Source organism: Janthinobacterium sp. C22 (assembly GCF_057919405.1).
Genome location: NZ_CP193659.1, coordinates 3143739 through 3170534, shown reverse-complemented (window position 1 = coordinate 3170534; position 26796 = coordinate 3143739). Strand labels below are relative to the sequence as shown.

The following is a 26796-nucleotide window of genomic DNA, read 5'->3' as shown; positions in this document are numbered from 1 at the left end:
GGCTTTGCCGCGATTGTCGGCGCGCTCGTTTCCGACATTCGGAAATACCTGCCTCGCTGGCGTTTTTACAACAACGCCCATCGCTCCGCCTCCTCTCCCGTGCCCCGTACTGATATAATACTTACAATCAAGTAACATTCCGAAATGTGCGCCTTCAGGCTCCCGCAACCGTCTGTGTACTGCTAGCCCATGCGCCCCCTTTTCGACCACGAGATCATCAAACAGCTGCACAACGGCGCGCGCTCGCGGGTCTACCGCGCCAGGGCCGCGGATGGCACGGCGCTGATCGTCAAGAAGCCCAATCAGCAGTTCCCCTCCTTTCAGCAACTGGCGCAGTTCAAGCGCGAGTATGCGATCGCGCGCCGCTGCCGCCATCCGGGCGTCGTGCATCCGCTGGCACTGCAGCTGCACGGCGGTTGCTGGACGATGATCGTGGAAGATTGCGGCGGCCAGGCGCTCGACCAGGTGTTGCGCGCGCAGGTGGCGGCGCGCAGGACGCCGTCGCAGCCGGCACTGGCGCTGGACGATTTCTTCGACATCGCGCTGCAACTGTGCGCGGCGCTGGAGGCGGTCCATCATCAGGGCGTGATCCACAAGGACATCAATCCCGCCAATCTGGTGTGGAACGATGAACGGCGCCTGCTGCAGCTGATCGATTTCGGCATCGCCTGTGAACTGCCTTACGAAAGCCACGGCATCGCCAATCTCCAGACGCTGGAAGGCACGCTGCGCTACATGGCGCCGGAACAGACCGGGCGCATGAACCGGCGCGTCGATTGGCGCGCCGATTTCTATGCGCTCGGCGCCACCTTCTACGAATTGCTGGCCGGCCAGGCGCCGTTCGAGACGCGCGACGAGATGGAACTCGTGCATTGCCACATTGCGCGCAGTCCCGACTGGTCGCACCCGGCGCTCGCCAACTTGCCTGGCCAGCTGCTGCCGATCATCCAGCGGCTGCTGGAAAAAATGCCGATCAGCGCTACCAGAGCTTGCAGGGCTTGCGCAGCGACCTCGAAGCCTGCCGCGCGCAACAGCCGGCGCAGGCGCTCAAGCTGTCCGACCACAACGGCCGCTTCCTCGTGCCGCAAACGCTGCACGGGCGCGAGGATGCCATCGCCGCGCTGCTGGCGGCGTTTGAACGCAGCGCCGCGGGCAGGTGCGAGATGCTGCTGGTGGCCGGCCATTCGGGCATCGGCAAATCGGCGGTCGTCAACGAAGTGCAAAAGCCCATCATCGCCCGGCGCGGCTGCTTCCTGTCCGGCAAATTCGACCAGCTCCAGCGCGACGTGCCGTATGCCTCGCTGATCCAGGCCTTCCAGGGGCTGGTGCGCCAACTGCTGGGCCAGCCCGAGGAAACCCTGCGCCAGTGGTCCGCGAAACTGCACGCGGCGCTGGGCAGCGGCATCGGCATGCTGGTCGAACTGATTCCCCAACTGGCACTGATCGTCGGCCCCACGGACGCGGTGCCCGCGTCGGACCCGGCACAGGCCCAGCTGCGCCTGGACCGTCTGTTCCCCCGCTTCGTCGAAGTGTTCGCCTGCGCCGGGCATCCGCTGGTACTGTTCCTCGACGACCTGCAATGGGCCGATGCGGCCACGCTGCGGATGATCGAACTGCTGATGGTCTCGTGCGACAAGAGCTGCATGCTGTTCATCGGCGCGTACCGCGACAACGAAGTGAGCGCCGCGCATCCGCTGATCGCGCTGCACGACAAGCTGCTCGCCCGCGAGGTCCGCCTGTCGACACTGTTATTGGGCGCGCTGACCGAGCCGCAGGTGGCGCAAATGGTCGCGGCGACCGTGCGCGTGGCGGCCCACGACTGCGCGCCGCTGACCAGCATTTGCTACCGCAAGACGGCCGGCAATCCCTTTTTCCTCAACCAGTTTCTCGCATCGCTCAATGAGACGGGCCATCTGCGCTACCGGGCCGAAGACGATTGCTGGGACTGGGATCTGCCCGCGATACAACAGGCCAAATATACCGATAACGTGGTCGAGGTGCTGCTGGAGAAAATCCGCCGCCTGCCCGCGGTGACGCAGCACCTGCTGCAGCTGGCCGCTTCCTGCGGCAACCGCTTCACGCTCGACACGCTGGCGCTGGCAACGGACCGCGCCCCCGGAAAACGCAGCAAGACCTGTGGCCGGCGCTCAGGGCAGGCTTGATCCAGCCGCTCGACGAACGCTATAAGTACGTCAGTGGCGACAGCGATTCGGCCAACAGCGGCGTCGCTTACCGCTTCCTGCACGACCGGGTGCAGCAAGCCGCCTACCTGGCCGCTGACGATAATACGCGCGTGGCCAACCATCTTCTCATCGGCCGCTTGCTGCTGCGCCACGCGACGCCGGAGCGTCGGGACGAGGCGCTGTTCGAGATCGTCGAGCAGCTCAACGCCGGCCGCGCGCTGATCAAAGATGCGGGCGAGCGCTTGCAGCTGGCGACGCTCAATCTCCAGGCCGGCGTCAAGGCACGGCGTTCCGCCGCGTTCCACTCCACCCTGGAGCACATGCGCATAGGTCTCGAGCTGCTGCCGGCGCAGGCGTGGAAGGTCCACGCCTGCCTCTGGCTCGACCTGCAGCTGGGCGCGGCCGAAGCGGCCTACCTGTGCGGCCAGTTCGATGCCGCCGAGGCGATCTACCCGCTGGTGCGCGCGCGTACCTTGAGCCCCCTGCTGCAGCTGCGCTGCATCGCCATCCAGGCGCACCAGTATCAATTGCAGGGCCGCCTGCTCGACGCCATCGCCGTGCAGCGCGACGGTCTGGCCCTGCTGCACATCGACATCCCGCACGAGGTGGCGCAGATGAAGGCGCGCTTCAGCGACATTCTCGCCGACATCGGGCGCCAGCCCGGCGCGCATGCGCCCGATACCCTGCTGGCGGCCGATGACATGTGCGAGCCGGATGCGGTGGCCGCGATGCAGATGATGCAGGGCCTGTGGATGGCCAGCTATTACGCCGGCCAGCAGGATCTGAGCGCGCTGATGGTAGTGTCGATGACGCGGCTGTCCATGCAGCGGGGGAACAGCGATTTCAGCGCCGTCGCCTATGTCGGCTACGCGATGATGCTGGCACTGTACAGCGGCGACGTCGCGCGCGGCTATGGCTTTGGCGCGATGGCGATGGCGCTGGCCAGGCGCCGCGCCAACCTGCAGACGCGCACGCTCACGGGCCTGATGTTCGGCGCGCTCAGCAACCACTGGACGCAGCCGCTGCGCAGCTCCGACGCCCTGTACGAGGAAGCCTTTGGCTGGGCGCTGGAAATCGCCGATTTCGTCCAGGTCGGCGTGGTGGTGGCCGTGCGCGCCACCGACCGCATCATCCTCGGCGACTACCTGCCGCATCTGATGCACGACATCGAGCATGACCTGGCGCTGATGCGCACCAACGGCCAGCAGGCGATGGCCGATTGCTGCGTCGCCGCCGCGGTCCAGCCGATCAAGTGCCTGATGGGCCTCCTGCCTCGTCACGACAGCTACGATGATGCTGCCTTCAGCGAGGCGCGCTTCCTCGAACGCTATGGCGACTCGCAACTGTACCGCGCCTACTTCTTGCAAGGGAAGATACGCAACGCCTACCTGTTCGACGGCGCCGACGCCGAGCTGCTGGCCGGGCAGCTCGGCGGCGTCACCCAGATCATGCGCGGCCAGGCCAAAGTCGCCGAGTGCAGTTTCTACGCCGCGCTGATCCTGATCCGCGCCTTGCGGCGCGATCCTGCGCGCCCCGATGCGGGCGATGTGTTGGCCGTGATCGGCACGCTGCAGGCGAGCCTCGCCGGCTGGGCCAGACAAGGCTCGGACAATAGCCACGCCAAACATCTGCTGGTGATGGCCGAGCTGGCGCGCTACCGGGAAGATCTGCAGCTGGCCACGCGCCTGTATCAGCAGGCGATCGACGCGGCCGGCCTGGCGGGCTACGTCAACGTGCAAGCGCTGGGCAATGAACTGTGCGGCGAATGCTGGTCCGACCAGGGCCACGCGCGCGTGGCCGGGGTCTTCATCCGGGACGCCATCGCGCATTACGGCCAGTGGGGCGCGCAGGGCAAGGTGGCGCAGCTGCGGGCACGCCACGGCGCACTGCTGTCGAGGATGGAAGACCGCGGCACGCACGGCGGTGCCGCGCTCGACCTGGTGTCGCTGCTGAAGGCATCGCAGATCCTGTCGAACGAAGTGGGCCTGCGCAACGTGCTGACGCGCCTCATTTCCATCGTGTGCGAAAACGCCGGCGCGCAGGTGGCGCGCCTGCTGCTGCTGTCCGAAGGCAGCTATCAGCTCGAGGCGAATATCGATGGCGATGGCGTCGCCGTCCTGCAAGCGCGCCCGCTCGACCTGAACGCCGCCAGCGACCCGCAGTTCCCGCTGTCGCTGCTGCGCTACGTCATTCGCACAGGCGCCGAGGTGATCGAGGACAGCATCACGGGCGTCTCGCGCTTTGCCGCCGATCCCTACGTGCAGTTGCAGCGGCCGCGTGCCGTCATGTGCCTGCCGATCCGGCACGGCGGCCAGACCGGCGGCATCCTGTACTTCGAAAACCGGCTTGCCGAAGCCTCATTCACGCAGGAACGCGTGGCGTTCCTGCGCATGCTGGGTGCACAGGCGATGATCTCGATCTCCAGCGCCAGGCTGCATGACAGCCTCGAACGGCGCGTTGCCGAACGCACGGAACAGCTGGAAGACGCCAACCGCAAATTGGCAACCTTGTCCATCACCGACGGCCTGACAGGGCTTGCGAACCGGCGCCATTTCGACGACGTGCTGCGTGCCGAATGCGCGCGCGCCACGCGCGTCGGCCAGCCGCTTGCCGTCGTCATGCTCGATGTCGACTACTTCAAGCGCTTCAACGACAGGCATGGCCACCAGGCCGGGGATGCTTGCCTGATCCGGGTCGCGCAGGCGCTGGCGGCCGGCATGCGGCGCGCGGGCGACCTGACGGCGCGCTATGGCGGCGAAGAGTTTTCCATCGTGCTGCCGAACACCGGCGCGGACGAGGCACGCCAGACCGGCGAAGCGCTGCGGCGCGCCATCGAGGATCTGGCGATCTGCCATGAAGGTGCGGATGGCCAGCAGGTGACGATCAGCGTCGGCATCGCGATCCAGCCGCCACCGGGCGCCGCCGATCCGGACGCCCTGTTGCGCCTGGCCGATGCCGCGCTGTACCAGGCCAAGGATGCGGGGCGCAATTGCGTGGTGCTCAGGCTTCTGCCGCCTGGCTGAGCGGCATGCGGCGCGCGCAGGTTTAAGGCGCCGCGCGGCGCCTCACTCGCTGCCATGACTGTTGTCGCGCGCCTGCTCCCTCGCCACGTCCTTTGAGGCCAGTCCATTGAAGAACAGATTGAGCAGTACGGCAACGATGGCGGCCAGCAGGATGCCGCTGTGCAGCAGCGGCGACAGTGCCTTGGGCATGTGCTGCGCGTATTGCTCGGCCACCAGCGGCAGCATGCCGAAACCAATCGACAGGGCCACGATGAACAGGTTGTTGCGGTTGCTCTTGTAGTCGACGCCGGCCAGGATGCGGATGCCCGTGGCGGCGACCATGCCGAACATCACCAGCCCCGCCCCGCCCAGCACGAAGGCCGGCACGGCTTCGGCCGTCTGTGCGATCTTCGGGATCACGCCCATGACGAGCAGGATGAGGCCGGCCGCCACGCAGACCCAGCGGCTGCGCACGCCCGTCACGCCCACCAGGCCCACGTTCTGCGAGAACGAGGTGTACGGGAAGGTATTGAAGATGCCGCCGATCAGGGTGCCCAGGCCATCGACGCGCAAGCCGCGGCCGATGTCGTCCTGCGTGATGCGCTTGCCCGTCATCTCTCCCAGTGCCAAAAACATGCCCAGCGACTCGATCATGACGACGATCATCACCAGGCTCATGGTCACGATGGCAACCAGGTCGAAAGTCGGCATGCCGAACTGGAACGGCGTGACGATGGCAAAGGCCTTGGCGCTGGCCACCTTGGCGAAGTCGGCCTTGCCCAGCGCAAACGACAGGGCCGTGCCGGCGATGATGCCGATCAGCACGGCGATATTCGACAGGAAACCGCGGCCATATTTGGCCACCAGCAAGATGACGGCCAGCACGAAGAAGGCGATACCCATGTTGTCCAGCGCGCCATAGCCGGGGTTGGCAATCATGGGCACGGGGCCAAGCGGCGCGGGCAAGCCGGCCGCCGTGGCGGCAGCGGCCATCTTGAGGAAGACGGGATCGGCGATCTGGGCCATGGCGGGCGGCCCGCCCATGGCCCAGTTTACGCCCACGCGCATCAGCGACACGCCGATCACGGCGATAATGCTGCCCGTGACCACGGGCGGGAACAGCGCCAGCAGGCGGCTGATGAAGGGCGCGATCAGCATGGCGACGACACCGGCGCCGATCACGGCGCCAAAGATGCCCGTGATGCCCAGGGCCGGATTGTTCGCCATGGCCAGCATGGGACTGACGGCGGCAAAGGTGACACCCATCATGACGGGCAGGCGGATGCCGAAATGCTTGCCTATTCCCAGGGACTGGATCAGGGTCACGAGGCCGCAGCAGAACAGGTCGGCGCTGATCAGCGCCGCCACCTGCTCGGGCGACAGCTTGAGGGCGCGGCCGACGATCAGCGGCACGGCGATGGCGCCCGCATACATGACGAGCACATGCTGCAAGCCCAAGGTGAACAGCTTGCCGGCGGGCAGCACCTCATCGACGGGGGACGGCACGGCAGGCGCGGCGCCGGGCGCTTGGCGGTGGATGGACTTCAAACGTGGAGAGGCCATTTACGCTCCATTTCCTGGGTTACCGCGGCCCGGATGGGCGCAGATGAAGGGGAAAGGCAAGACAGAAACGGGACGGCAGGAACACACCAGCGACCGATGATGCATGCGAAGCTCCTTGGATGGGATGACCAAGGTATGCCATGCACGCATCGTGCCAGGTGGATTGTATACAAGAATCGTGCCGAAAATCGCCAGAGATCAGGCAATTTGACGGTGGATGCACCGTTTTCTCGCAGGCTGCCAGCCGCCTGCACCAGAAGGCGGCACAAGGCGGCGGGGCTGACCGGCCGCTGATGGCTGATGGCTGATGGCTGATGGCTGGAGCTGGAGTTGGGAACTGAAGTCTGAAGCTGGAGCCTATCCCAGTAGATGCATACCCCTGCTGGCGCCTCTCGGAAGTGAGGACTGTGTTGATAGTCGTGGCGTGGCTCGCCACGCGTCCCCTCACGCCTTGTCCTCGCTCCTGATGCGCTGCCAGCAGAAGACGCTCCCTACCGGGATAGGCTCTTAGCCACCAGAGCAGGCCTCAAGCAGCGATTCCAGCTGGCGCACATGGGCGGCACGCAATTGCTCGCGCGCCAGCAGGGCTTGCACTTGCTCGAAGATGCCGTGGGATGGCACAGCCGGCAAGGCGGGAGCGGCCGGGAGCGTGGCGATGCAGGGCGCGCTCACCGGCCAAGTTTCCACCTTCGATGCCGGCGCCCATGCCGCACAGCCGCTCAATAAACTCAGCAGCAATAGCTCGGCGGCGCACTGGACACTCCGCCTCCTTGCCAGCCATCCCCTACTCTCACACTGCGGCCTCATGGCATTTCGCTGGCGATCAGCGCCTCGGCGGCTCGGCAGGCGTCGCCATCCGGCTGCAACGCCAGGATGCGCGCCGCTGCAGCCTGGGCATCCGCCTGCCCGGCCTGCGCCGTGGCCAGCGCCTGCCGTACCCGCGCCGACCGGCGCGCGCCCTCCTCCCGTATCGCGTTCAGCGCCTGGTTCTGGCGCCGCAACACGCCCTGCACCTCGCTCACTTGCGCCGCGCACGCGGCACGGCCCGCTTCGCGGCCCCAACGCTGGGCGCAAAACACGGCCGCGCCCAGCAGCAACAGCATGGCCGCAATACTCAACGACGGCTTCATGCCAGCACCTTGCGCGCTGCCTGATACAAGACCAGGCGCTCGGCCAGGCCGTTCACGCCGCCGTTGATGCGGCGCGTCACCCGTTCCTGATCGCCCGCATCGGCCAGGCGGTTCAAGCCGCGCGATTGCCAGAACCAGCCCGCCGAGCGGCAAGCGAAAGCCGTTTGCTCCAGCAGTTGCGGCGCCGCCAGCAAGTCATGGCCCAGCGCCACGCCGCATGCCGCATAATTGGCGCGCCCCGTCACCTGCAGCAGGCCGCGTCCCTTGAAGCGCACGCCATCGCCAGCGATCACATTGCCCAGGTCGGCACGCCCTTCATAGGCCGCGCCGCTGGCCAACTCGCGCACATAGCGCAACTGTCCCGATTCGTGACCGACCTGCGCCAGGAAGGACGCCTGACGCACTGGCGTATCGATGTTGAACTCGGCCATCGCCGCATTCAGGGGCGCCAGAAACAGCGTAGCGCGGCGGCCGGCCAGCGGCATGATCTGCATCAATTGGGCGCCGGTCACAGCATGCCCCGCACATCCTTGACGGCAGCGGCCGCATCAGCCGCCAGTTCACCGATGTCCTTGCCGCGCCGCTTGTCGAACCAGCGCACGCAGGCGCCCAGCACCCACCAGGCGGGCAAGCCAGCCGCCACCATCAGCGGCGCGGCGATGAACAAAAATCCCGTGGCCGGATCGCCGCCATACAGGCCCGCCACGGTTTTCGCGCTGTCGAACAGGCTGGGCCACCACGACAGCACGGCGGCCACGAGCACGGGGCCGAGAAAGGTGGAAATGATGATGCTGGAACAAAAACGAATAAATGCCTCCTTGGTGGATTGGGGCCACATGAACATGAAGCCCAGCGACGTGGCGGCGGCGCCGGCCAGCACGGGCACGCCAAACAGTTTGATCAATGCGCCGCCGGCGGCGGTGGTTTCGAGGGCCATGATTGCCTTTCAGGTGGTGGAAATAAAAAACCCGCCGAAGCGGGTTTGGATGTAGCATGCACAGTGTCTATGCCACCTTCACGATGACACGGGCGCGCCCATCGTCTTCGATGGCGATGACCTTGCCGATGGCGCGCATGTATTGCTGGAGTGTCATGTCCTCCTCACTGACCGCAATGCCCGCAATGCCTTCACCATCCTGTACCGGCACGACGAACTGGCCGGAAACCGCCCCATGGATGTTGCATGGCACCTGGCCGGCGAACGCGATGCGATCGACCATCTGGCGCAGCGCTTCGAGTGCTGCATCGAAGGCAAGCCCGGGAGCCTGCCGCGCCGCCCATTCCTCATCGGTATCACCTGCCAGCGGCACCTCGCGGTACACGGCGGCCTTGGCCGGAACCGCTGGCGTGACCAGCGTCAAGCCGTCGTAGACTGCTTCGACAGCGGGTTGCGCCTCGCTGACCAGTTGCGGCTCAACGCGGTCAAGGGTACGCGTCACGGATGCCGGACGCGGGCCAAGTTGCTGCGACCATTTGTCGCCTCCCACCATGCAGGGATCGGTGGATTTGACGGCAAATGAGATGGCGTCAGCCCAACGATCGGTAAGCTTGCCATCTGCGCCGATGCCGATCACCTGTCCTGCCGCGACGCTGCCGCAGGCAGGGGACTTGAAAATGTATTCGGCATAGTCGGCGCCGCCAGCGTTGATCGTCCCGCTTACGTTAATGCTACGTCCCGTGTTAGTGCTTGCATTTACAGACACACTACACGCCGAAGCGGAACCCATTGCCCCTGCCGACACATAAAACGTCGTGCTGTTTGGGATTCTGAGGTTAATCTTCCCCTGCGACTGGTCAATCCCTCCTATGATACTTTCGCTCTCCGTCCCAGGAATGGGGCCGACTTGTATCGCACTAGAGACGATGCGAGTCGATGAAGACAGGGTGCCCCGAACCGCTAAATCTCCTGCCCCGCTGATGACCATCAGATCAGTACTCTCCAAATTGCTCTTGACATCAATTGCACGCAGGCGCAGGTCGTATGACACATAGGTGTACGTGCCGCTAGATGTGGCCCGACCAGATGACGTGTACCACCTGAACTGCCCCTGATACGATAAACCATTTGTCCCCCCGACCCCTAGCGCCGCCACCAACGATGGCGATGTGCCTCCCTGGTGCACCGGCCCACGCAGTATCGTGGGTGCGTCCCCAGGGGCGGGGGCACCAGGAGTCACAAATGTAAGACTGCTGGAGCTGACTATCGGTCCAGACAAATTGCCTCCCGTCAGTGGCAGCGCATTGTACGGTCCCGCCGCAAACGCCCGATCCATTTCATTCAGTTTCTCGTTGACGTTGGGCATACCGTCATAAAATTTATCAGCCATTTAAATTCCTTCAATTTGTAGTGGTGCAGAATAAGTTTCAAAGTACGGCGTAGTTACCGCGTCGATATTGCTGGCCTTGCCATACAGCATGTAGTCCTGCTCCAGCAGCGGGTCCGGGTTTTCCGGGAACAAGCTGAACAGCATTGCCTTGCCCTTGCCGTTCTCGCGCAGGATGCGCATGAAGCGCGCGCGGTCCATCGGTGTCAGGTGCGTCAGATTGATGCTCAGCTTGTCGCTGGTCGTGCCCAGCGCGGTTTTCAGGTTGCCTGCACCCGTGCGGTAATTTTCACTGCTATCCTGGGTCTGCAACTGGGCGCCGTACTCGGCGTTATATTGCGGTGACCAGTAGTTGCCTGCCACCAGACGCGAGATTTCCAGGTATCCTTCCGGGCTTTGTGGCGCAGATACCTCGATCACTATCTTGCGCACGCGCACAGGGGCGAACCATGTCACGCCGTCGGCACCGCCGCCGCACGGCCAGGTGTTCACGCCGCCCCACTGATAGGCGTTCCAGCCGAGCGGCAGAACGCCCCAGGGATAGGATCCATGCACGGCGGCCGGGCACGGGAAGATGCTGCCAGTGTCGAAGACCGGCACGGCATCGCCCGGCTGGGCATAACCGCGCACGCGCATGCGCGCGCTGCTGGTCATGTTGGTGGAGATCAGCGCCACGCAGGCGATGGACTCCTGCGTCGGCCAGGTGGCGGTGATGGTCTGTGCAGTGCCACTGGCGCGCAGCACGGCATTCTTGCTGTCGCGCTGCAGGTTGGCCGGACCCAGTTCGCCGGTTTGGCTCGATGCAGTCAGCACCGCGCGGTCAGCGGCGTTGTCGTAGATGATGCGAAGATTGCTCATGGCAGCAATGCCCCTTCCAGAATGAGGTAAGTGATTGGTGAAATAAACCCAGTGGCAACGCCGATAGGCTCGGTGGCGGCAATTTCCCAGCGCCGCTTCGACAGCATCACCTCGACTATCCCGGTACTGGTGGACGAAATGAAAAAACCCGCTGAAGCGGGTTTGAGAGGGATGACTGCCTGGTCACACGGCCTTGACCATTACATAAGCCCGGCCGTCTGGCTCGATCGAGATCACGCGGCCGACTGCATGCAGGTACTGCTTCATGCTGAGATCGTCCTCGCGCACGGCGATGCCCTTGATGCCAGCACCGTCCTGCACCGGCACGATGTAGTCGCCCGGCTGGGCGCCCAGCACGTTGACCGGCACGCGGCCGGCGATGGCGATGCGGTCGACTTTCTGGCGCACGACTTCCAGGGCCGCGTCGAAGGCGGCCATGGCTTCAGCGTCCTGCTGCACGACGGCGGTGTGGGCGGTCAGTGCAGCAGCGAAGGCCGCCTGCTTTTCCGCCCATTCCTCGTCGGTGTCGCCAGGTTCGGTCACCACGTCCTCGTATTCCTGTGGATTAGCGCCGGGCACTGGCTGCTGCGTGAGCACATCGGCGCGACGCAAGGGCTGGGTCGGCGCTGGCCCTGCCTGGGGCGAGGGGCGCTGCCCTACGTCATTCGCCCAGGAATCACCGCCGACAAACGAGGGGGCAGTCGATTTGATCGAGAACATGACAGCATCGGACCATTGGTCGGTGACTGTATTGTCGGCTGTAATACCGACTATTTGGCCGGGGGAGACGACACCGCAGACCGGGCTTTTTAAAATGTATTCGGCATAATCATTGCCAGACGTATTGACTGTACCTCCGGCTGATACGCTACGACCTGTAGTGGAGTTCTTGCCTACATATAGTACCGCTACCGGTGCCGACCAACTTCCTACCCCTTCAGAGGCTAAAATACCTACACTTGGCGCGGGGGCGTTATCAACGCCAAAATATATAATCTCTGCTCCTTGCCCTGTCCCACGGCAGATGTTATGTCGCAGTAGAGAAGGGTCGCTACTTCCTGCCTTGAGCAAAGGAACATAAACCGTGCCATTTCCAGTAATGGAAAACAGTGTTGGGGTGAAGTTCCCCGAACCCACATCACGAGCCTTAAGCGCCAGTTTGTATCCCAATGCGAATGGGCTGGCATTTTCACCTACGGATACCACAGCATTGAAGAAGCCGGCGTATGAGATACCCGTATTGCCGGATACACCAATACGAAGGGCTTCTGCCTCTTGTTTAGCTGCCATTGAGTGCGCTTTTGGCGCGCCTGCAAGGTACGACACTGAAGACGTGTTACCGTCTTGCGCACGCACTTCGACAATGCTGTCAAAGCTCGTACCTTGCAGAGTGGTTGGGGCGTTACCCATACCACGCGAACGAGGGGAGCGATACAAAGGCTCCGATGGGCTTGCGGAACTATCCCATACTGGCGTGCCAGTCACTGTGTTCACCGCTACCGGACTGGTATAGGTAGCGATCTGCATTCCCATCAATTGGAACGATGCCTGAGCAAAACCACCTGCCAAAAAGAACAGGTACACCGAGACTTTGCCATCTGATTCCAAGTACGCCAAGAATCGTACATTAAGCGGGATGAAGCGGCTGGACGACCATTCGACGTTCACACCTTCAACTGCCGTCGCGACACGACTGCCAATGATGATAGTCATGGCTGTCAAATCATAAGCGCCCCACCCCCTACCATTGCATCAATACGCAGCGATGAGTACGTGCTGGAAACCGTAGGCTCCAAGGTTGCGATTTTATACAGACGCTGACCTTGACCACCTTGCAGGTAGTTGTATCCATACTTGTTCGCCATCCCTTCACCAACACTGATAGGGAATTGTGACTTAATTGGCGTTGCACTATCAATCCACGCGGCATCCATATAGCCATTCGGCCCGCCAAGTGGCGACCGCCCCACGGCTGGCGCATACGACGCCACCACGGCGCCCCGCCCCGCCAGCTCATTCAAGCGCTGGATCGTATCCTTCTGACCATAGTAAAAAAATCACCCATTACAGTTCCTCGATTTCGATGTTGGTGGCATATGCCTGGAAAGATGGCGTGGTGATGGCGGCCAGATTGGCCAAACGCCCATACACCTGGTGCGCCTGCTCCAGCTCGACATCGTCGTTATCCGGATACAGGCTGACGAAAAGCGGACGCGACAGGCCGTTGCCGCTCACGATGCGCCACAGTTCGGCACGGTCCAGCGACGTCATGTGATCGAGCGCCAGCGACAGCTTGCGGAACATTACGCCGCGTTCCACCTTCTGTTCGCCGGCGCCATTGCGGTACTGGCTGCTGGTATCGACCGGCGCAATGCCGGCACCATACGACGCGTTCTGCTCGGGACTCCAGTAAGCCCCCGCCACCAGGCGCGCGGCCTCAATGTAGCCGGCAGGATTGTCGGGGTCGGCCAGGTCAATCACCAGCTTCCTGATGCTGCGCATCTGGAACCAGCAGCGGGCGTAGGTACCGCCGCCATAACTGTAGGCATTCAAGCCCAGCGGCAATGCGCCCCAGTCCCACATGCCCAGCCGCGCATACTCGCACGCTGGCATGACGCCTGTATCGAATGCAGGCGCAGTGTGGCCAGGCTCGATGTAGCCGCGCACGCGGATGGTCGCAGCTGGAGTCAGGTTGCAAAACGGCAGGGCCACGCCACCGACAATTTCTGGAGTCAACCAGATCGCCGTGATGGTCAGCGTCGGGCCTACCGAACGCAGCACCGAAGACTTTCCTTCACGCTGCAGCTTGGCCGGTCCCAAGGTGCCTGCCTGGCTCGATGCAGTCAACACCGAGCGGTCGGCGGCGTTGTCGTAGATGATGCGCAGGTTGTTCATGCGTCCCCCTGCGCTGGCCAAACGATGGCATCAAGCTCTTCGAAGGAAGTCGCGTTGGCGATCTGCCCGCGCAACTGAAGACCAATCGCGAACGCCTCGGCAACGTGCGCCCCCAGCGCGGCGCCGACGGCGATCATGCCGGCCGCGTCGAGCGTCAGGTAGGTGTTATCCGACAAGGTCCAGTCGATGCTGTATGGCTGGCCGGCAGCCTGCGCCATCAGGGCCAGCTGCGCGGCTCCAACGATGCGATCCTTGTCTGCCTGATAAACGACTCCACCGCACACGAAATCCGAGGTTTCAGCCACGCTACGTGCTTCCTTGATACGCTCCCAAGTGCGCACTTTGACGCTAACCAGCGTTCTGCCATCTATCCACATATCCGCCGCCGCATCGTATTCGTGATGCTCGCTGGGCTGTGGCGGCAATGTCTTGCCAGTACGCTCGTTCGTGTAAGTTCCATCACTGTTGACAATGATTGTTTCCATTAAAAATTCCTTGCGATCACGGTCGCCTGACACTGTTTAAGATAAAGCTTCCCCATGTCCGCAGCCCAGCCGGAGGCATCCATCGCAGAAACACCAAACTGGACTGTGCTACCAGGACTGACCTCAAGCGTTAGCCCATAGCCTGTCGCAGCAGGACCGTCGCCTCCCTGCCTTTCCCGGACTCCGCTCATCCAGACCCACACTCCTCCATTGATGCGGTACCAGACGCTCAGTTGGTCATCAATCACGGCTGTACAAACGATCGAAAAGAACACCTTGCCAGAGCGGATGCGGCGCTCGGCAGGCCAATCTGGGGCGTTATGCTTGAACAGAACCTCTTCATTCGTAAATACGACTGCGGAACTGATCGAGTCGTTTTTAATATATACCCCGGACGCAGAAGACTGCAGCGAGACCGATGGATAGCCAGGTTCGAAAAAAGCAGTTGCTGCAGCTGCTGTGCCGACAGATACCCGTGCGGACGAGAGGTCGCCAGAGAATGTTCCAGATGCACTTCTTAATTCGCCAGTAAAAATTCCGCTAGCGGCCTTTAGCTCTCCCGAAAACGTTCCTGAAGCTCCTGAAAGTTCGCCTGCAAATTTGGCTTTTCCGTCATTGACGGTCAGACCCGGCATTTCCACATACCCATTACTGGCGATCTGGACATAAAGACCGGTATGGAGGTTTCCAATCAAAAGCCCCTTCTCGCTCAAATGAAAACCCGTGCCTCCATTACTGGGCCAATTGTAAGAATTGGTCGGATACCCGTTGCCGCCATGCAGTGTCGTGCCGTACAAGTCGCCAGCGACCACACTCCCCAGGTTCGCCTTGATGGCGCCAAGCGTATCGCCCACAATCGCCTTCGCCGCTACCGTCCCATCGACCAGCAAGCTGCCATTCAACACCGTTCCAAGAACCGTCCATGCGCCATCGACAAAGAACTTCGTCACCGCATGCGTGGCGTCATACAAGGTCACCACGTCGCGGTTGACCGGCGCGCCATAGCCTGCACGCCCCAGTTCATACACAGCCGACGCATCCGACCAGGCCGAATAGCCAGGTGCCGTCACCGTGACGGTGCCGCGCTGGCCGGTGGCGCCGTCGGCGGCCAGGCGCGCAGCGGCGACCCATTCGCCTGGGGCGATATCGTCGGTCGCCGCGCGTGAAACGGCCGTGGCGCCGGACGTGAACAGATAGGCGCCGCCCGCCGCCGGGACCTGGGCCAACCAGCCGTTGTTCAGGCCCGTCAGCGCACCCGTGGCAAACGTGAAGGTGCAGGCGGCCGAGGGCAACGCGGGCGCAATACTGGTCGCGCCGCGCTGGTAGATGCGCACGGGTGCCACGTTCAAGCCATCGGTACCATCCTTGGCCAGTTGCACCGCCGCCGACCATTCATTGGCGGCGATATTGTCCGTGGCATTGCGCGAGCTGGCCGACGCCACGCGCACGTACAACGGCGCCGTGCCGGCCGGGATACTCTTCAACCAGCCATTGGCCAGGTCGTTGCCGGCCGGCGTCGTGATGGCCGCCGTGGCAAAAGTGAAAATCACGTCGCCCGGCGAATCGGCTGGCGCGGCGGTCGCGCGCTTGTAGGCGAAGGCCTGGCCCGTGTTCAGGCCAGCCAGGCCCGTCTCGCCGGCGGCGCCGTCGAAGACCTTGCTGACCATGTAATTGGCGATGTAGTCGACGCCAAATTCACGGATGCGCGCCTGCACCAGCGCCGTGTCGGTCGTCATGCTGGCAAAATCGACCGTGGCCACGTTGCCGTTTACCCGCAAGCTCGTGCCGGACGATACCGAAAACACGATATCGCCCACCACATTGACCGGCTTGGCGGTGATGGCGATCGTGCCGGGCGCCCCTCTCCCGCGCTATTCACGCGAAAAACGGGCGTGCTGGCGGCCATCAGGATCGCCTTGCCGTCGGCAACGGTACTGAAGCGCTCCGCCGTCGCCTGCAGCAGCGTATCGCGTTCCCCCACAATCGCGCTCATGCCAGCACCCCCACCGTCACTCTGCCCGTCAGCCAAAAGCGCGACAGCATCACCACCACGCCCGGCACGCCATCCTGCAAACCAAAGCGCTCGGCGCGCAGGGTTACGGGCTGCCCCAATTCCAGCATCATCATCTCGGGTTCTCCATCGAATTCATAAATAGTGCGCGGCACCTTGTTCAATTCCAGACGCCGCTGCGCTTCCGCACGGGCGTCGGCCCGCGTCTTGAGGCAGGTATCGATCTGCACCGGGTCATCGGACAGGCGATAGCGCGTGCGCACCGCCGCGTCGACCACGGTTTCGGTCAGCCATTCCGTGGCATACAAATCCGCATGCGCGGGCGGAATGCTGGTCGTCAGGCCCGCCTGCAGCGTCCAGTTTCGGTCGAAGCCGATCTTCACGGCCGCCGTCACGGGCAAACGCTGCGCGGGACGCAGCGAGCGTTCGCGCATCTGCTCCGGACCGATCGCCACCGGCACGCCGGCGGCCGGCAGCGCGATCTGCACCAGGCGCAGCTGGCCGGTGCGCGACATGACCGCCTGGGCGCCCACGCTGGCCGCCAGTTGCTGGATCGCTTGCGCCTGGTTCGTGCGGTCCGCAACATACAACCCCACCGGCTGCCGGTGGGCCGCATCGAAGGCGGCCAGGTTGGTCAGGTCCAGATCAGCCAGCGTAAAACGGTCGGCCGCCTTGCCGTAGGCGGTGGCGATGCGCTGCACCAGCGGCGCGATGCGCGGCGCATAGCCGCCGCCCTTGTCGCCCTGCACGCTGGCCGTGATCGTGGTGGAAAACGGATCAGTCGTCAGGTTGAAACGCCCCGCCTGGTCATTGAGCGCCACGGCGATCGGCTTGCCGTTGGTGCGCACCTCGAACGTCGTTTCGACCGCGCCGAGAAAGCCGTATTCCAGGGTGGCCGGATCAGTCAGCAAGGGCGTCACGTTGTGGCACTCGCCGAAGGGAATCGGCAGGATGGCGTCCTTGTTCGGCGTGCTGCCACCCAGCTTGGCTTCGGAGATCGGCGTATTCAGGCGCTGCAGCTTGTCGCGCAGCACCAGGTTGACCGACTCGCGCCCAGCACTGCCCACGTCGGCGATGATGCCGTCGAAGACCAGCTGGAAATCGGCCCGCGGCCAGGAGGGATCGCCGGCCCAGGCCTTGATTGGCCGGTTCATCCAGACGTCGCCCAGCCAGCCATCCAGAGCGCCGTCGGCGTTATCGAGTTCGATATCGCCGCCCGACAGCCCCGCCTCGCCAGACAGGCTGACCTGTTCCGTGAAGGCCAGGCCGCCCTTGGCCAGCGGCAGGTACGCGGTATTCGCCGGCACCTCCTGCGGGCCGGTCACGTAGGGCCGCGAAGCGATATACCGCGTCACCTCGCTGCCGGCCACATTCACCTGCGCCTCGATCAGCACCATGCGGATGGCCGACGAGCTTTGCAGCCATTTCTCAAATTGCGCATCGGTCATGCGTATTCTCCTTTCACTGCACTGGCCCAGGCGGATGCCCTGGACGATTTTTCCACGCCATCGACCACCGTCCTGGCGGCGTTGGCGTTCGATTCAAAGGTGGCCTGAATGGTGGCGCCCGTTTGCGCCCGCTGGTCGGCACGCAAGCCTTCCAGCTCCACACGCATGGCCTGGTTGTCCTCGCGCAGGCCGCGGATTTCAGCGACGAGAACCTCGGAACCCACGTTCGCGGCCGAGGAGTAGCGCACGGGGTCGAAGACGGCCGCCGTAACGGGGAAGTCATCGCGGCCAGTGCCGCGACCACGGGAGGATTGCTGAACTGCACACCGAGATCCACCGCACCGCCCATCGCCGCCCGCAGGCCGGCGATGGCTTGCGCCACCGTCAGCACGCTGTCGTTGATGGTGATCAGGCCTGACACCTGGGCATTGAGTGCATCGAGGCTGGCCTGCTGCACGTCGACCTGCGCCGCTGCCCACTTCAATGCTTCCTTGTTCGCTTCCACCACGCGGGCATAATCGGCCGCATAGCGGGCGTCGGACGCATTGACCACTTGCGATGCCGTCAAAAAGGCCTGTTCGGCGGCAGACAAGCCCGATTGCGCCGTCGCGTCGCCCGCATTTGCGGCCGCCAAGGTTTTCTCGAACTGGGCCCGTGCTTCCGCATACTTCTGCTCCGGCGTCAGCGTCGACTGGGCCCCCAACGCCATGCTGGAGTTCAGGCCATTCAGGGTCGTCACCCACGATTTCGACTTCTCCAGCGCCGACTTGGCCGCCGTAGATTCCGTCTCGTAGGCCTTGGCCAGCGCATCCTTCGCGCTGGTTACCGCCTTGACGGCCTGGATCTGGTCGAACAGGCCACGATTGACTTCAGCGACGCTGGCGCGTTGAGCCGCCAGCAACTGCGCTTCGGTCTTCGTCAGTTCGTTCAACTGCTGCTGCATATCCTTGCGCTCGCTGGCGATGTCGCTGGCTGTCTTGCTCACTTCGGCGAGCTCGCCGGTGGCGGCACTGAGGTCGGCCGCATAGTCGGCCGCCTTTTTGAACGGCTCGGCGATGGCCAGCAGCTGCACATACATGTTCTGGCCGGCGACCGTGTTCAAGTCCTGCGCCAGCACCAGCGCCTTGAATTGTTCGCTCGTCGTCACGCCGGACTGTCCCATCGCCGCCATCGCGCTGCGCACCGATTTGGTAACGGGGTCCATCTGCTCGGCTTCGCTCAGGAAGTTCTGCACGAAGAAGCTGGTGCCGCTGGTCAGGGTATCGAGATCGCCAGCCGCATTAATCAGGCTTTCGCTCAGGGCCACGGCGGCAAGGCCGGAGGTGTTGAACGACTTGCCCAACACGGCCAACACGTCCGACACCTGCATGTAGTTGTTGGCCACACGCGCCAATGTTTCCAGGTAGCCCTCGCCCACGGCCTGGTATTTCTCCAGGCCGCCCACGCCGAACTTGGCCATGTCGTCGCCCAGCTTCGAAAAAGCCGCTTCCAGCGCCTTCTGCACTTCTTCGCCCTTCAAATCCTTCAGGCTGATCTTGCCCAGGCTGACGACGAAGGAATTCAAGCGTGCGGCGAAGGCGTCGCCGCCCAAGCCCAGGGAATCGGCCGCCGCGACGATACTCGTGCGCAGACCCAGTACGATTTTTGTGAACTGGTCGTTCGTTTCCGCTCCCATGGCCGTGAGGTTCGTGGACTTCTTGTCGCTGGAAAACCAGCCGCCGGACTTCTTGATGTCGACATAGGAATTTACATTGAAGCCGGATTTTTCCAGCGCACCAAGGCTTGACGAGTTGGTCACGATGCCCACATCCTGCACCGTGGTCTTGCCGCCAAAAATGCTGCTGACGACGTTGCCGATAACGCCGCCGCTGGAACTGCCTTTGGTTCCCAATGCGGAAGTCAGGATGTCCGAGCGCACCAGCAAGCTGCCCAGACCTCCAATGCCTGACACAATTTGCTTGAGCGAGACCACCATCGACGAGGAATACGCGAGGCCCAAGCCGGAGTTTTTCTCCATGATTTCCAGGCTCTTGGCGATCGACGCCGATTTCGCGGATGAATCGCCGAGCACGGTGCCGGTGCCGTTGGCGGCCTGGCGGTCCTTGGCCGTCGTGTCGGCGCCGCCACCGCCGCCGCTGAAGGCGCCGCCCAGCACGGCGGCAATCGCCGCCGCCGCCGCCGCATAGCCCCACGGCCCCATGGAGCTCATGAAGGACATGAACACGCCGGGTACCTTGGCCGCATTCTGCGCGGCCTGACCTGCCATTACCGCGCCGGTCTCTGTCGCCTGCCCGACAACCACACCAGCGGCGGACGAACCCGATACAAACAGGCTGGTGGCCAGTTTTTGCAATTGGCCGGCCATTTCCACCGCGCGAAACGCTTTTTCGGCCCCTTCCATCAGCTTGTAGCCAGCACTATTTTCCTTGAAGAAGCCCTTGGCGGCACCCGCCATGTCGCGGTAGCCCTTGATTTGCGCCTGCGCGCCATCCTCGCGGGCCTTCGCATGCGCAGCGTCTTTTTGGGTTCATCGTTGCCGGCATCCTTGAGTCCTTCGCTCAAGGTGCGTTGAATGTCACGCTGAGCCTTCTGATAGTCGGCAAAGGCCGTACCCAACTTCCCGACCGCCGCCCCAGCCTTGCCGAAGGCTTTTTCCAGCGCGTCGCCCATGGCCTTGGCGCCATCGACCGTGTCTTTCCACGTTTTTTCATCCGCCGCCTTGGCATCGGCACGGTTCTTGGTCTCTTTTGCCTTGGTCTCCTCCTCGCGTTTCTTCGCCGCCGCTTCCTTCTCCTGGCGCGCCGTTTCCTCCAGTTGCGCCAGGTCGGCGTTGACTTGCTGCTGCACGCGCAGCTGCGCCGCGCCTGCTTCGGCGATCTTGTTGTCCCTTTCCTGCTGGCCCTGCGCCGTCTTCGCCTGAAAACCTTTTAAAACCTCGGCTTGCTGCTGGTAAGCCGCCACCTCGGCCGCGCCACGCGCGCTGATGGCCATGCGGCGGTTCGCAAAAAACTCATCCTCGCTCAAGGCGCCGCCCTTGCGGCGCGCCTCATCGAGCTTGGCCTGCTGGTCATAACCTTCGGTCTTGAGGCGCAATGCGCTTTGAATCGCCTGCAGTTCGCCTGCCAGCACGGCGTCACGCGAGTCGGAACCGGCGGCAGGCGGCGCAGCAGTCCTGGCAGGCCCTGCAAACGAGGCGTGCATTTTCTGCCGCAGCTCTTTCTCCTTGGCTGGCGAGAGGGCGACGCCGCCAGCCTTGGCATTGGCCAGGGTTTCCTCGAGCTTGCTGATCTCCGCTGTTTCGCGCTCCGCCCTGGTGACATAGCGCTTCTGCATCTCGTCCAGGTCCTTGACCGCCTGCTTGGCGTCGGCATTGCGTTTCGATTCCGCCTGGTCGGCCCTCGCCTTTGCTTCCCGTTGGGTTTTCTTGTTCGTCGCCACTTCCAACGCCCTGGCCTGTTCCTGCTCGAACTGCTCCATCTGGGCGCCGGTCAGGCGCGCCGCCGGGTGGGTGCCGGGAACCAGCTGTCCCGTGCGGCGCACTTCGGCCGTGCGCTTCTTGATTTTTTCGATCTCGTCTTCCGGTGTCTCTTCGCGTCCAATGGAACGCATACCATCCATGAAGCTGGACCAGAGATTTTTACTTCCTTGCAGCAAGGTGCCAATCATGCTGAGCTTTTCAGCCCGTTTTTGCAGTCCTGCGTTGATCAAGTCGCTCGCCATGACCATGGCTTCTTGCGTCTTGCCTTCCTTTTCCAGCGCGGCGATATGCGCGTACTGGGCGCCCGTCAGAATGTTGTAATTTTTATCGTGCGTATCGACCCAGTTAGTGACACCATCGGCCATGGTCGCGAAGTCGGCAGCCACGGCGCCGGCCGACTGGCCATTCATCTGCGCCATCGTGACCGCTGCCGCGCCTACGGAATTGAGCGCTTCGCTGGTGAACTGGCCCGTTTCCACCAGGGTCTGCAAGACCACGCGCGTATCGCCCAGGCCGCCCTGGCTGGCATCGGATACCGACGCCACCATGGTGTTGAACTGGCCTTCCGTGATGCCGGCCGCATTGCCGGTCAGTTCCAGGGCACGGGAGAACTTGTCCGATTCCAGCTGGCCCTGCACGAAGGCCTCCGCCACGAAGGCCGCCACCTCAGCGGCCATCTGCAGCGCCAGAAGCGGCCCCGCGCCCAGGCGCTTCATGGCCAGTTCCGTCAAGCCGGTGGCATTGGCCATCTCTCCCAGGCCATCCTTGATCTGCCCGATGTCAGCGTTCAATCCTCCTGCACCGATCTTGGCCGCGGCCTTGGTAAAGCCATCGATCGCCTCCATTGCCTTGAGCAGCCCATCTGCGGCATCGCCACCGCCGGCACCCAAGGCAATGTTTGCATCTGCCGCCGTGCGTGCTGCTTCCGCCTGCGCGCGCACCCTCGGTTCGAAGTTGCGAAACTTGCTGCTGGCTTGCTCGGCCTGTTCGCCTGTCTGTTTACTGGCGGCAGCCAGGTCATTCACCGCCTGCGTCCCCGCCTTTATCTCCGCCGTATTCACGGCAATCTTTAACTCAGTTATCTCTGGCATGGTTGGCCCATAAAAAAGGCCGCGCATGGCGGCCGGGTTGGAAAATGCGGGTCAGCCCGCCGCATGCTGGTGCGACAAAAACAGCGCGTCGAGCTGGTCCAGCAGCTGGTGCTCGAACGGCTCGATGGCGATGCCGTGTCGCGCCTGCCAGGCGAGGATTTCCGTGCTGGCGATGGGATTGACGGCCATGCCGTTCTGCCGCTTGCGGTTCAATTGCGCGAACCATTCCCACACGTGGGCCAGCTCGAACGGCATGGGCGGCGCAGCTTCCTCGGGCGGCGCGCGGAACAAAGGATGGCGCCGGGCCGCATCGATATGCTCCCCCTTGGCATGGCCATCGGCCGCCCGCGCGCCGCGCTCGAACTGGTGCCCGGCGTAGCGCAGCAGGCTGGCCGTCAGAGTTTCAAAAAATTCGACTCGTTTTCCAGCGCCGTGGTCACTTTTTCCTGCCAGGTCGGGTATTTTTCAAAGGCCGCTTCCAGCAGCGCAGCATCGAGCGGCACGGGTGCGCCGTTACTGGTGAAGCCGTACCAGCCCGTGACCACAGCCAGGGCCAGGCGTTTCTGGTTGCCGTCGATGGCTTGCACCAGCAGTTCCGCGCCTTCGTCAGTGGAGGCATCGATGGCCGTCTTGCGGCGCGCCGACTTTTTATAACCTTCTGCGCGCACGGCGTTGTTGGCCAGGCGGTATTGCTCGCTGTTCTTGCCGACGATGGTCAGGCCGGCTACCGCTTCGCCGTCCGCGTCGAAGATGACGGGCACGTCGAAGGTGACGGGCGTGGCAGCCGCGTGGATATTGCCGATGTCGAAACCTGCCTGGATTTTTTGTGCGTTGTTCATGTGTGCCGCTTTCTGAATGAATTCAATCGGATAAAGGTAAAAGGGCCGCCTCACGGCGGCCCCGGAGCAAGCGTCAGCCGCTTACAGCGCGCTGTCCTGGATGGTCAGGGTGGTCGCTTCATGCTGCGCATCGCCGCCCTTGTAGCGCAGGACGTCGAAGGCGCAGGTGACGATCTTGTTCTTCTCGCCGTCGTCGATCTTGGCCGAGGTGATCTTGATGCGGCCCATGGCCAGCGCCAGCACGTCGGCGGTTGGCGCCGTGCCCGACGCCATGGCGTAGGCCAGCGGGATTTCCGTCTCGGACTTGAAGTAGTCGAGGTAGGTGGCGTCCTGCAGCAGCACCGTGAACTGGCCCGAGCCCATGACCTTGCCGCGCGAGGCTGCCGTGGCGTACTTCGAGCCGATCACCGGGTCGACCTTGACCTGGCCGTCGAGCGAAACGGACATGCCGGTGCAGATCTGCGACGGGATGCCGTTCACGGACAGCATCGCCGTGGCGCCCGAAAACTTGCCGGCGCCAGGCGCGGCCAGCGGCGTGGGGAAATACGGCACGGCCGTGGTCGGGCCTTCCGCCTTGCCCATCAGGGTGAAGTCCAGGCTGGTGATGCCGTTCGGCTGCACGGCGATATCCATCTTGCTGACCAGCTGGTCGACGAAGCTGCGGTGCACGCCGATCTTCGGGTCCTGCACTTCGGCCGTGAACCAGTCGGTGGTGTGGCCGCTCAAAGGGGTGAAGCTGCGCTTGCCCACCGCCGCCACGCCGACCGAGTCGCCGGCCGCCTTGACGATCATGGCCGAACCATCCATGAACTGGCCATTCAGGTTGGTCGCCGTCACCGACGTGACGAAGAAGTTCTTCGCGTTGTTGGCGGCCGCCGGCGCCGTCATGCCGGTGATGCGCACCACGCTGCCGGCGCGGAAACCCTCGGCCAGCCAGGAACCGGCGCTGCGCGTCAGGCCGGAGGCGGCGGCAGCGATGGTGGTTTGCGCGGCAGCGACGCCGCCGACCGTGAAGTCGCGGCGCAGCAGCGCTGCCATCAGCGGCGCGTAGGTGCCGCACGCCGCTTCCGCCTTGATGGCGCCCGTGGTGCGGAAATTGCCCAGGCGGGTATCGCCCTGCTGCTGGCTGGCGTCGATCTCGGCGCTGGCGTATTTGTCCGCTTCCGTGTCGAAGGTGGCCGTGACGCGGGGATAAATCTGACCGCCGCCGGCGGCGGCCTTGCTGCCTTCGGCGCTTTGTTTGCTGATAACGATCAAGCTGTCGATGCCGTTTGCTGTCGATGCCATAAGTAATACCTTTCGTGGGATGAAAAAAGACCACAGCTGTGGTCTTGAGGGGTGGAACTGCCAAGTATCGGGAAAATAAAAAGCCCGCGCGGTGAGGCGGCGGGCTGGCGTCCGGATGGCGCGAGGCCGTGCCGGATGGAATGGGCGAAGGGGGCCATGAAGGCGGTTCGCTGCGCTGATTTCCCCTATCGGTGTCGCGCCAGAGGCGCGTCTATTACGAGTGGAGAAGCATGTGGTCCTGCGGTGTTGCCGGTGTTACTGTTGCTGCGTGATCGAGACTCTATTGTAGGGGCATTTTTTTCAGCGTCAGGCATATTGCAAAAAACTTTTCAGTGACCCAGGCGGCGCATGGCGCGGACCCCGTGCGACTGGAAGATGCCTTCCAGCTCGCTGACCATATCCTTGATGCGTTCGAGCTCGAAGCCGCCGGAGCAGCTGATGGCCGCTTCGCCGGCGCCGTGGCAGGCCTTGCAGACGACGGGCGCGCCGGCCTGCATGGCGGCGACGACGCCCGTGCCGTGGCAAACCTTGCATTTGCTGTCGAGCCAATGCGCGAGCGACGCTTCGGCCACGCGGCGGTACAAGGTATTGGCGGCCTGCGCATCCCAGGCCGTCTGCGCCTTGACCCAGCGCCGCGCGCGGCCCTTCTGCGTCACGGCCGCCGTCCAGGCGCGCAGCAGCTGCGCCAGGTTGCCCGCATTGCCCTCGAACAGGCGGCTGACGGTGCCGTCCGCGTATTTGACACGGCACAGCAAGGCGCCCATGTCGCCGGCCAGCGCGGCGGCCGCGATCACGTCCAGGTCGTGGTGGACGGCATCGTCGCGCAGGTTCTGCGACGACAGCGATGCGATGAATTTTTCTGCAAACCCCATGATTTTCTCCTCGTTGATTCTTGTCTTAATTTTCCTGCGCCGGCCCGAACAGGGCCGCCACCAGCGGATCGCGGCGCGCCGCACCGCGTGGCCAGCTGGCCGTGCGACGCACCTGCGGCGGCAGTTCGGCCCAGCCATCGGCGTCTTCATCCTGTTCGCCCAGCGCGTACAGGGCGGGCCGCTGGCGTCCCGGCTCGGTGCAATGGCGCTGCGCCAGGTGGATCTGTCCCATGCCGCACATGTGGCGCAGATAGCGGCTCATGGTGCCCGCATCGAGTCCCAGCAAGGCGGACAACTGCGCCGCGCTGGCCTGGCCCTGCTCGCGGATGTACTGCGCGATGCGGGCGATATGCAGCTGCGACTTCTTGCTGCGTCCCTGTAACTGGCGCCCCTGCCGCGGCACCGCCCTGCTTTCAACCGACTGACTGCTGTTCAACATCTGCCTGACCTCCCGTGGTGTCGCCAACCGGCAAACGCTGTAGTACGTTTGCGACAGGCAACAAGTAGACTTTATCAATCGCTAATGTTAAAGTCAAGCATTTGGTAATTTATCAAACGGTAAATTTCAGGTTTAATGTGGAGATGGATATGTATCAATACAGACGCGACCGCCTGCTGGCCCTGATCCGCGAGCACTACGACAACACGCGCAAGAAAATTTCCGACGTCAGCGGCTGGAGCGAGGCGCGCATCTCGCAAATCCTCTCGCCCACCTACCGCGAGGGACGCGCCTTCAGCGAAAAGATCGCGCGCAAGCTGGAAGCGGACCTGCAGCTGGGCAGCATGTACTTCGACCAGGGCGCGGCGCCCGACCAGGCGGCCATGGCCGCGCGCGCGCTGGCCGGCGTGCAGCCCGTGGTCGTGGAAGATGGCGAAGATGAACGCTTCTACCCGATCCGCAAGGTGAAGCTGCGCCTGTCGGCCGGCATCACGGGCTTTGCCATCGAGCCGGAAACGCACGACGGCAGCACCATCAGCGTGCCGCGCAGCTGGGTCGAGCGCAATGGCTACCACCCTGAAAAACTGGTGGCGATCAAGGTCAAGGGCGAGAGCATGGAGCCGGCCCTGTACGAGGACGACGTGGTGATCATCAATACGGCCGACAACCGGCCGGCCGACGGCATCGTGTTTGCCATCAATTACGAAGGCGAGCCGGTGGTCAAGCGCATGGCGCGCGATATCGGTGAATGGTGGCTGACGTCGGACAACCCCGACCAGCGCAAATACCACCGCAAGCTATGCCGCGGCAATGAATGCCTGATCGTGGGCAGGGTCGTGCGCAAGGAAAGCGACCGTATTTGAAAACAATGTTTATCGATTGATAAACCTC

General features: G+C 63.5%; 23 protein-coding genes and 1 pseudogene. 4 read left to right on the top strand and 20 right to left on the bottom strand.

The window, feature by feature from the left end; genetic code table 11:
* Positions 1-189: 189 nt before the first annotated feature.
* The 3 genes and pseudogenes from ACRHIG_RS14790 to ACRHIG_RS14780 form a co-directional block, all read left to right on the top strand.
* Positions 190-960: pseudogene (locus ACRHIG_RS14790) on the top strand (serine/threonine protein kinase); the annotation flags it as partial.
* A gap of 38 nt (positions 961-998) precedes the next feature.
* Positions 999-2162 (top strand): ATP-binding protein, encoded by a 1164-nt coding sequence (locus ACRHIG_RS14785; RefSeq protein WP_489630608.1) that lies wholly within the window; start codon positions 999-1001, stop codon positions 2160-2162.
* Positions 2159-5206, top strand: coding sequence for a diguanylate cyclase domain-containing protein (locus ACRHIG_RS14780; RefSeq protein WP_489630607.1), 3048 nt, complete (start codon positions 2159-2161; stop codon positions 5204-5206). Before ACRHIG_RS14785 ends, ACRHIG_RS14780 begins: the two co-directional genes overlap by 4 nt.
* A 42-nt stretch (positions 5207-5248) precedes the next feature.
* Here ACRHIG_RS14780 and ACRHIG_RS14775 read toward each other — a convergent pair whose 3' ends face one another.
* The 20 genes from ACRHIG_RS14775 to ACRHIG_RS14680 form a co-directional block, all read right to left on the bottom strand.
* The gene (locus ACRHIG_RS14775; RefSeq protein WP_489630606.1) at positions 5249-6748 is read right to left on the bottom strand and encodes a nucleobase:cation symporter-2 family protein; all 1500 of its coding nucleotides are present in this window, start codon (positions 6746-6748) and stop codon (positions 5249-5251) included.
* Positions 6749-7255: 507 nt separating this feature from the next.
* Complete coding sequence (locus tag ACRHIG_RS14770; protein ID WP_489630605.1) at positions 7256-7435, bottom strand: hypothetical protein; 180 nt, start codon at positions 7433-7435, stop codon at positions 7256-7258.
* A 116-nt stretch (positions 7436-7551) separates the two neighbouring features.
* Entirely contained in the window at positions 7552-7878 is a 327-nt protein-coding gene (locus ACRHIG_RS14765) for a hypothetical protein (protein WP_489630604.1), read from the bottom strand.
* Positions 7875-8390: a glycoside hydrolase family 19 protein gene (locus tag ACRHIG_RS14760; RefSeq protein WP_475415935.1), complete on the bottom strand. Its 516-nt coding sequence runs from the start codon at positions 8388-8390 to the stop codon at positions 7875-7877. The genes ACRHIG_RS14765 and ACRHIG_RS14760 overlap by 4 nt, the downstream gene beginning before the upstream one ends.
* On the bottom strand, positions 8387-8815 hold the full coding sequence (locus tag ACRHIG_RS14755) for a hypothetical protein (RefSeq protein ID WP_034785835.1): 429 nt from the start codon (positions 8813-8815) through the stop codon (positions 8387-8389). The genes ACRHIG_RS14760 and ACRHIG_RS14755 overlap by 4 nt, the downstream gene beginning before the upstream one ends.
* A 67-nt stretch (positions 8816-8882) precedes the next feature.
* Positions 8883-10205 (bottom strand): hypothetical protein, encoded by a 1323-nt coding sequence (locus tag ACRHIG_RS14750; protein ID WP_489630603.1) that lies wholly within the window; start codon positions 10203-10205, stop codon positions 8883-8885.
* Positions 10206-11060: a hypothetical protein gene (locus tag ACRHIG_RS14745; RefSeq protein ID WP_489630602.1), complete on the bottom strand. Its 855-nt coding sequence runs from the start codon at positions 11058-11060 to the stop codon at positions 10206-10208.
* Positions 11061-11243: 183 nt separating this feature from the next.
* Entirely contained in the window at positions 11244-12773 is a 1530-nt protein-coding gene (locus ACRHIG_RS14740; RefSeq protein ID WP_489630601.1) for a hypothetical protein, read from the bottom strand.
* A gap of 5 nt (positions 12774-12778) precedes the next feature.
* On the bottom strand, positions 12779-13081 hold the full coding sequence (locus ACRHIG_RS14735; protein ID WP_489630600.1) for a hypothetical protein: 303 nt from the start codon (positions 13079-13081) through the stop codon (positions 12779-12781).
* Positions 13082-13124: 43 nt separating this feature from the next.
* Positions 13125-13955, bottom strand: coding sequence for a hypothetical protein (locus ACRHIG_RS14730; RefSeq protein WP_489630599.1), 831 nt, complete (start codon positions 13953-13955; stop codon positions 13125-13127).
* On the bottom strand, positions 13952-14440 hold the full coding sequence (locus ACRHIG_RS14725) for a DUF4376 domain-containing protein (protein WP_489630598.1): 489 nt from the start codon (positions 14438-14440) through the stop codon (positions 13952-13954). Before ACRHIG_RS14725 ends, ACRHIG_RS14730 begins: the two co-directional genes overlap by 4 nt.
* The gene (locus tag ACRHIG_RS14720; RefSeq protein ID WP_489630597.1) at positions 14440-16260 is read right to left on the bottom strand and encodes a hypothetical protein; all 1821 of its coding nucleotides are present in this window, start codon (positions 16258-16260) and stop codon (positions 14440-14442) included. Before ACRHIG_RS14720 ends, ACRHIG_RS14725 begins: the two co-directional genes overlap by 1 nt.
* Positions 16261-16429: 169 nt before the next feature.
* On the bottom strand, positions 16430-17899 hold the full coding sequence (locus ACRHIG_RS14715; protein WP_489630596.1) for a hypothetical protein: 1470 nt from the start codon (positions 17897-17899) through the stop codon (positions 16430-16432).
* A 13-nt stretch (positions 17900-17912) separates the two neighbouring features.
* Positions 17913-20354: a hypothetical protein gene (locus ACRHIG_RS14710; RefSeq protein ID WP_489630595.1), complete on the bottom strand. Its 2442-nt coding sequence runs from the start codon at positions 20352-20354 to the stop codon at positions 17913-17915.
* A complete protein-coding gene (locus tag ACRHIG_RS14705) occupies positions 20300-22468 on the bottom strand; it encodes a phage tail length tape measure family protein (RefSeq protein ID WP_489630594.1) in 2169 nt (722 codons plus the stop codon). Before ACRHIG_RS14705 ends, ACRHIG_RS14710 begins: the two co-directional genes overlap by 55 nt.
* Positions 22469-22519: 51 nt before the next feature.
* Positions 22520-22759: a phage tail assembly chaperone gene (locus ACRHIG_RS14700; RefSeq protein ID WP_489630593.1), complete on the bottom strand. Its 240-nt coding sequence runs from the start codon at positions 22757-22759 to the stop codon at positions 22520-22522.
* Positions 22760-22863: 104 nt separating this feature from the next.
* Positions 22864-23307, bottom strand: coding sequence for a hypothetical protein (locus ACRHIG_RS14695; protein WP_070289666.1), 444 nt, complete (start codon positions 23305-23307; stop codon positions 22864-22866).
* A gap of 81 nt (positions 23308-23388) precedes the next feature.
* Positions 23389-24594 carry a phage tail tube protein gene (locus ACRHIG_RS14690; RefSeq protein WP_489630592.1) on the bottom strand — a complete coding sequence of 402 codons (1206 nt, stop codon included), beginning with the start codon at positions 24592-24594 and terminating at the stop codon, positions 23389-23391.
* Between the two features lie 329 nt (positions 24595-24923).
* Entirely contained in the window at positions 24924-25466 is a 543-nt protein-coding gene (locus ACRHIG_RS14685) for a hypothetical protein (RefSeq protein ID WP_489630591.1), read from the bottom strand.
* 25 nt (positions 25467-25491) lie between these two features.
* Entirely contained in the window at positions 25492-25905 is a 414-nt protein-coding gene (locus ACRHIG_RS14680) for a FeoC-like transcriptional regulator (RefSeq protein WP_489630590.1), read from the bottom strand.
* 149 nt (positions 25906-26054) lie between these two features.
* On the opposite strand from ACRHIG_RS14680, the gene ACRHIG_RS14675 reads away from it, so the two are divergent.
* Positions 26055-26768, top strand: coding sequence for a S24 family peptidase (locus tag ACRHIG_RS14675; protein WP_475417660.1), 714 nt, complete (start codon positions 26055-26057; stop codon positions 26766-26768).
* Positions 26769-26796 lie beyond the last annotated feature (28 nt).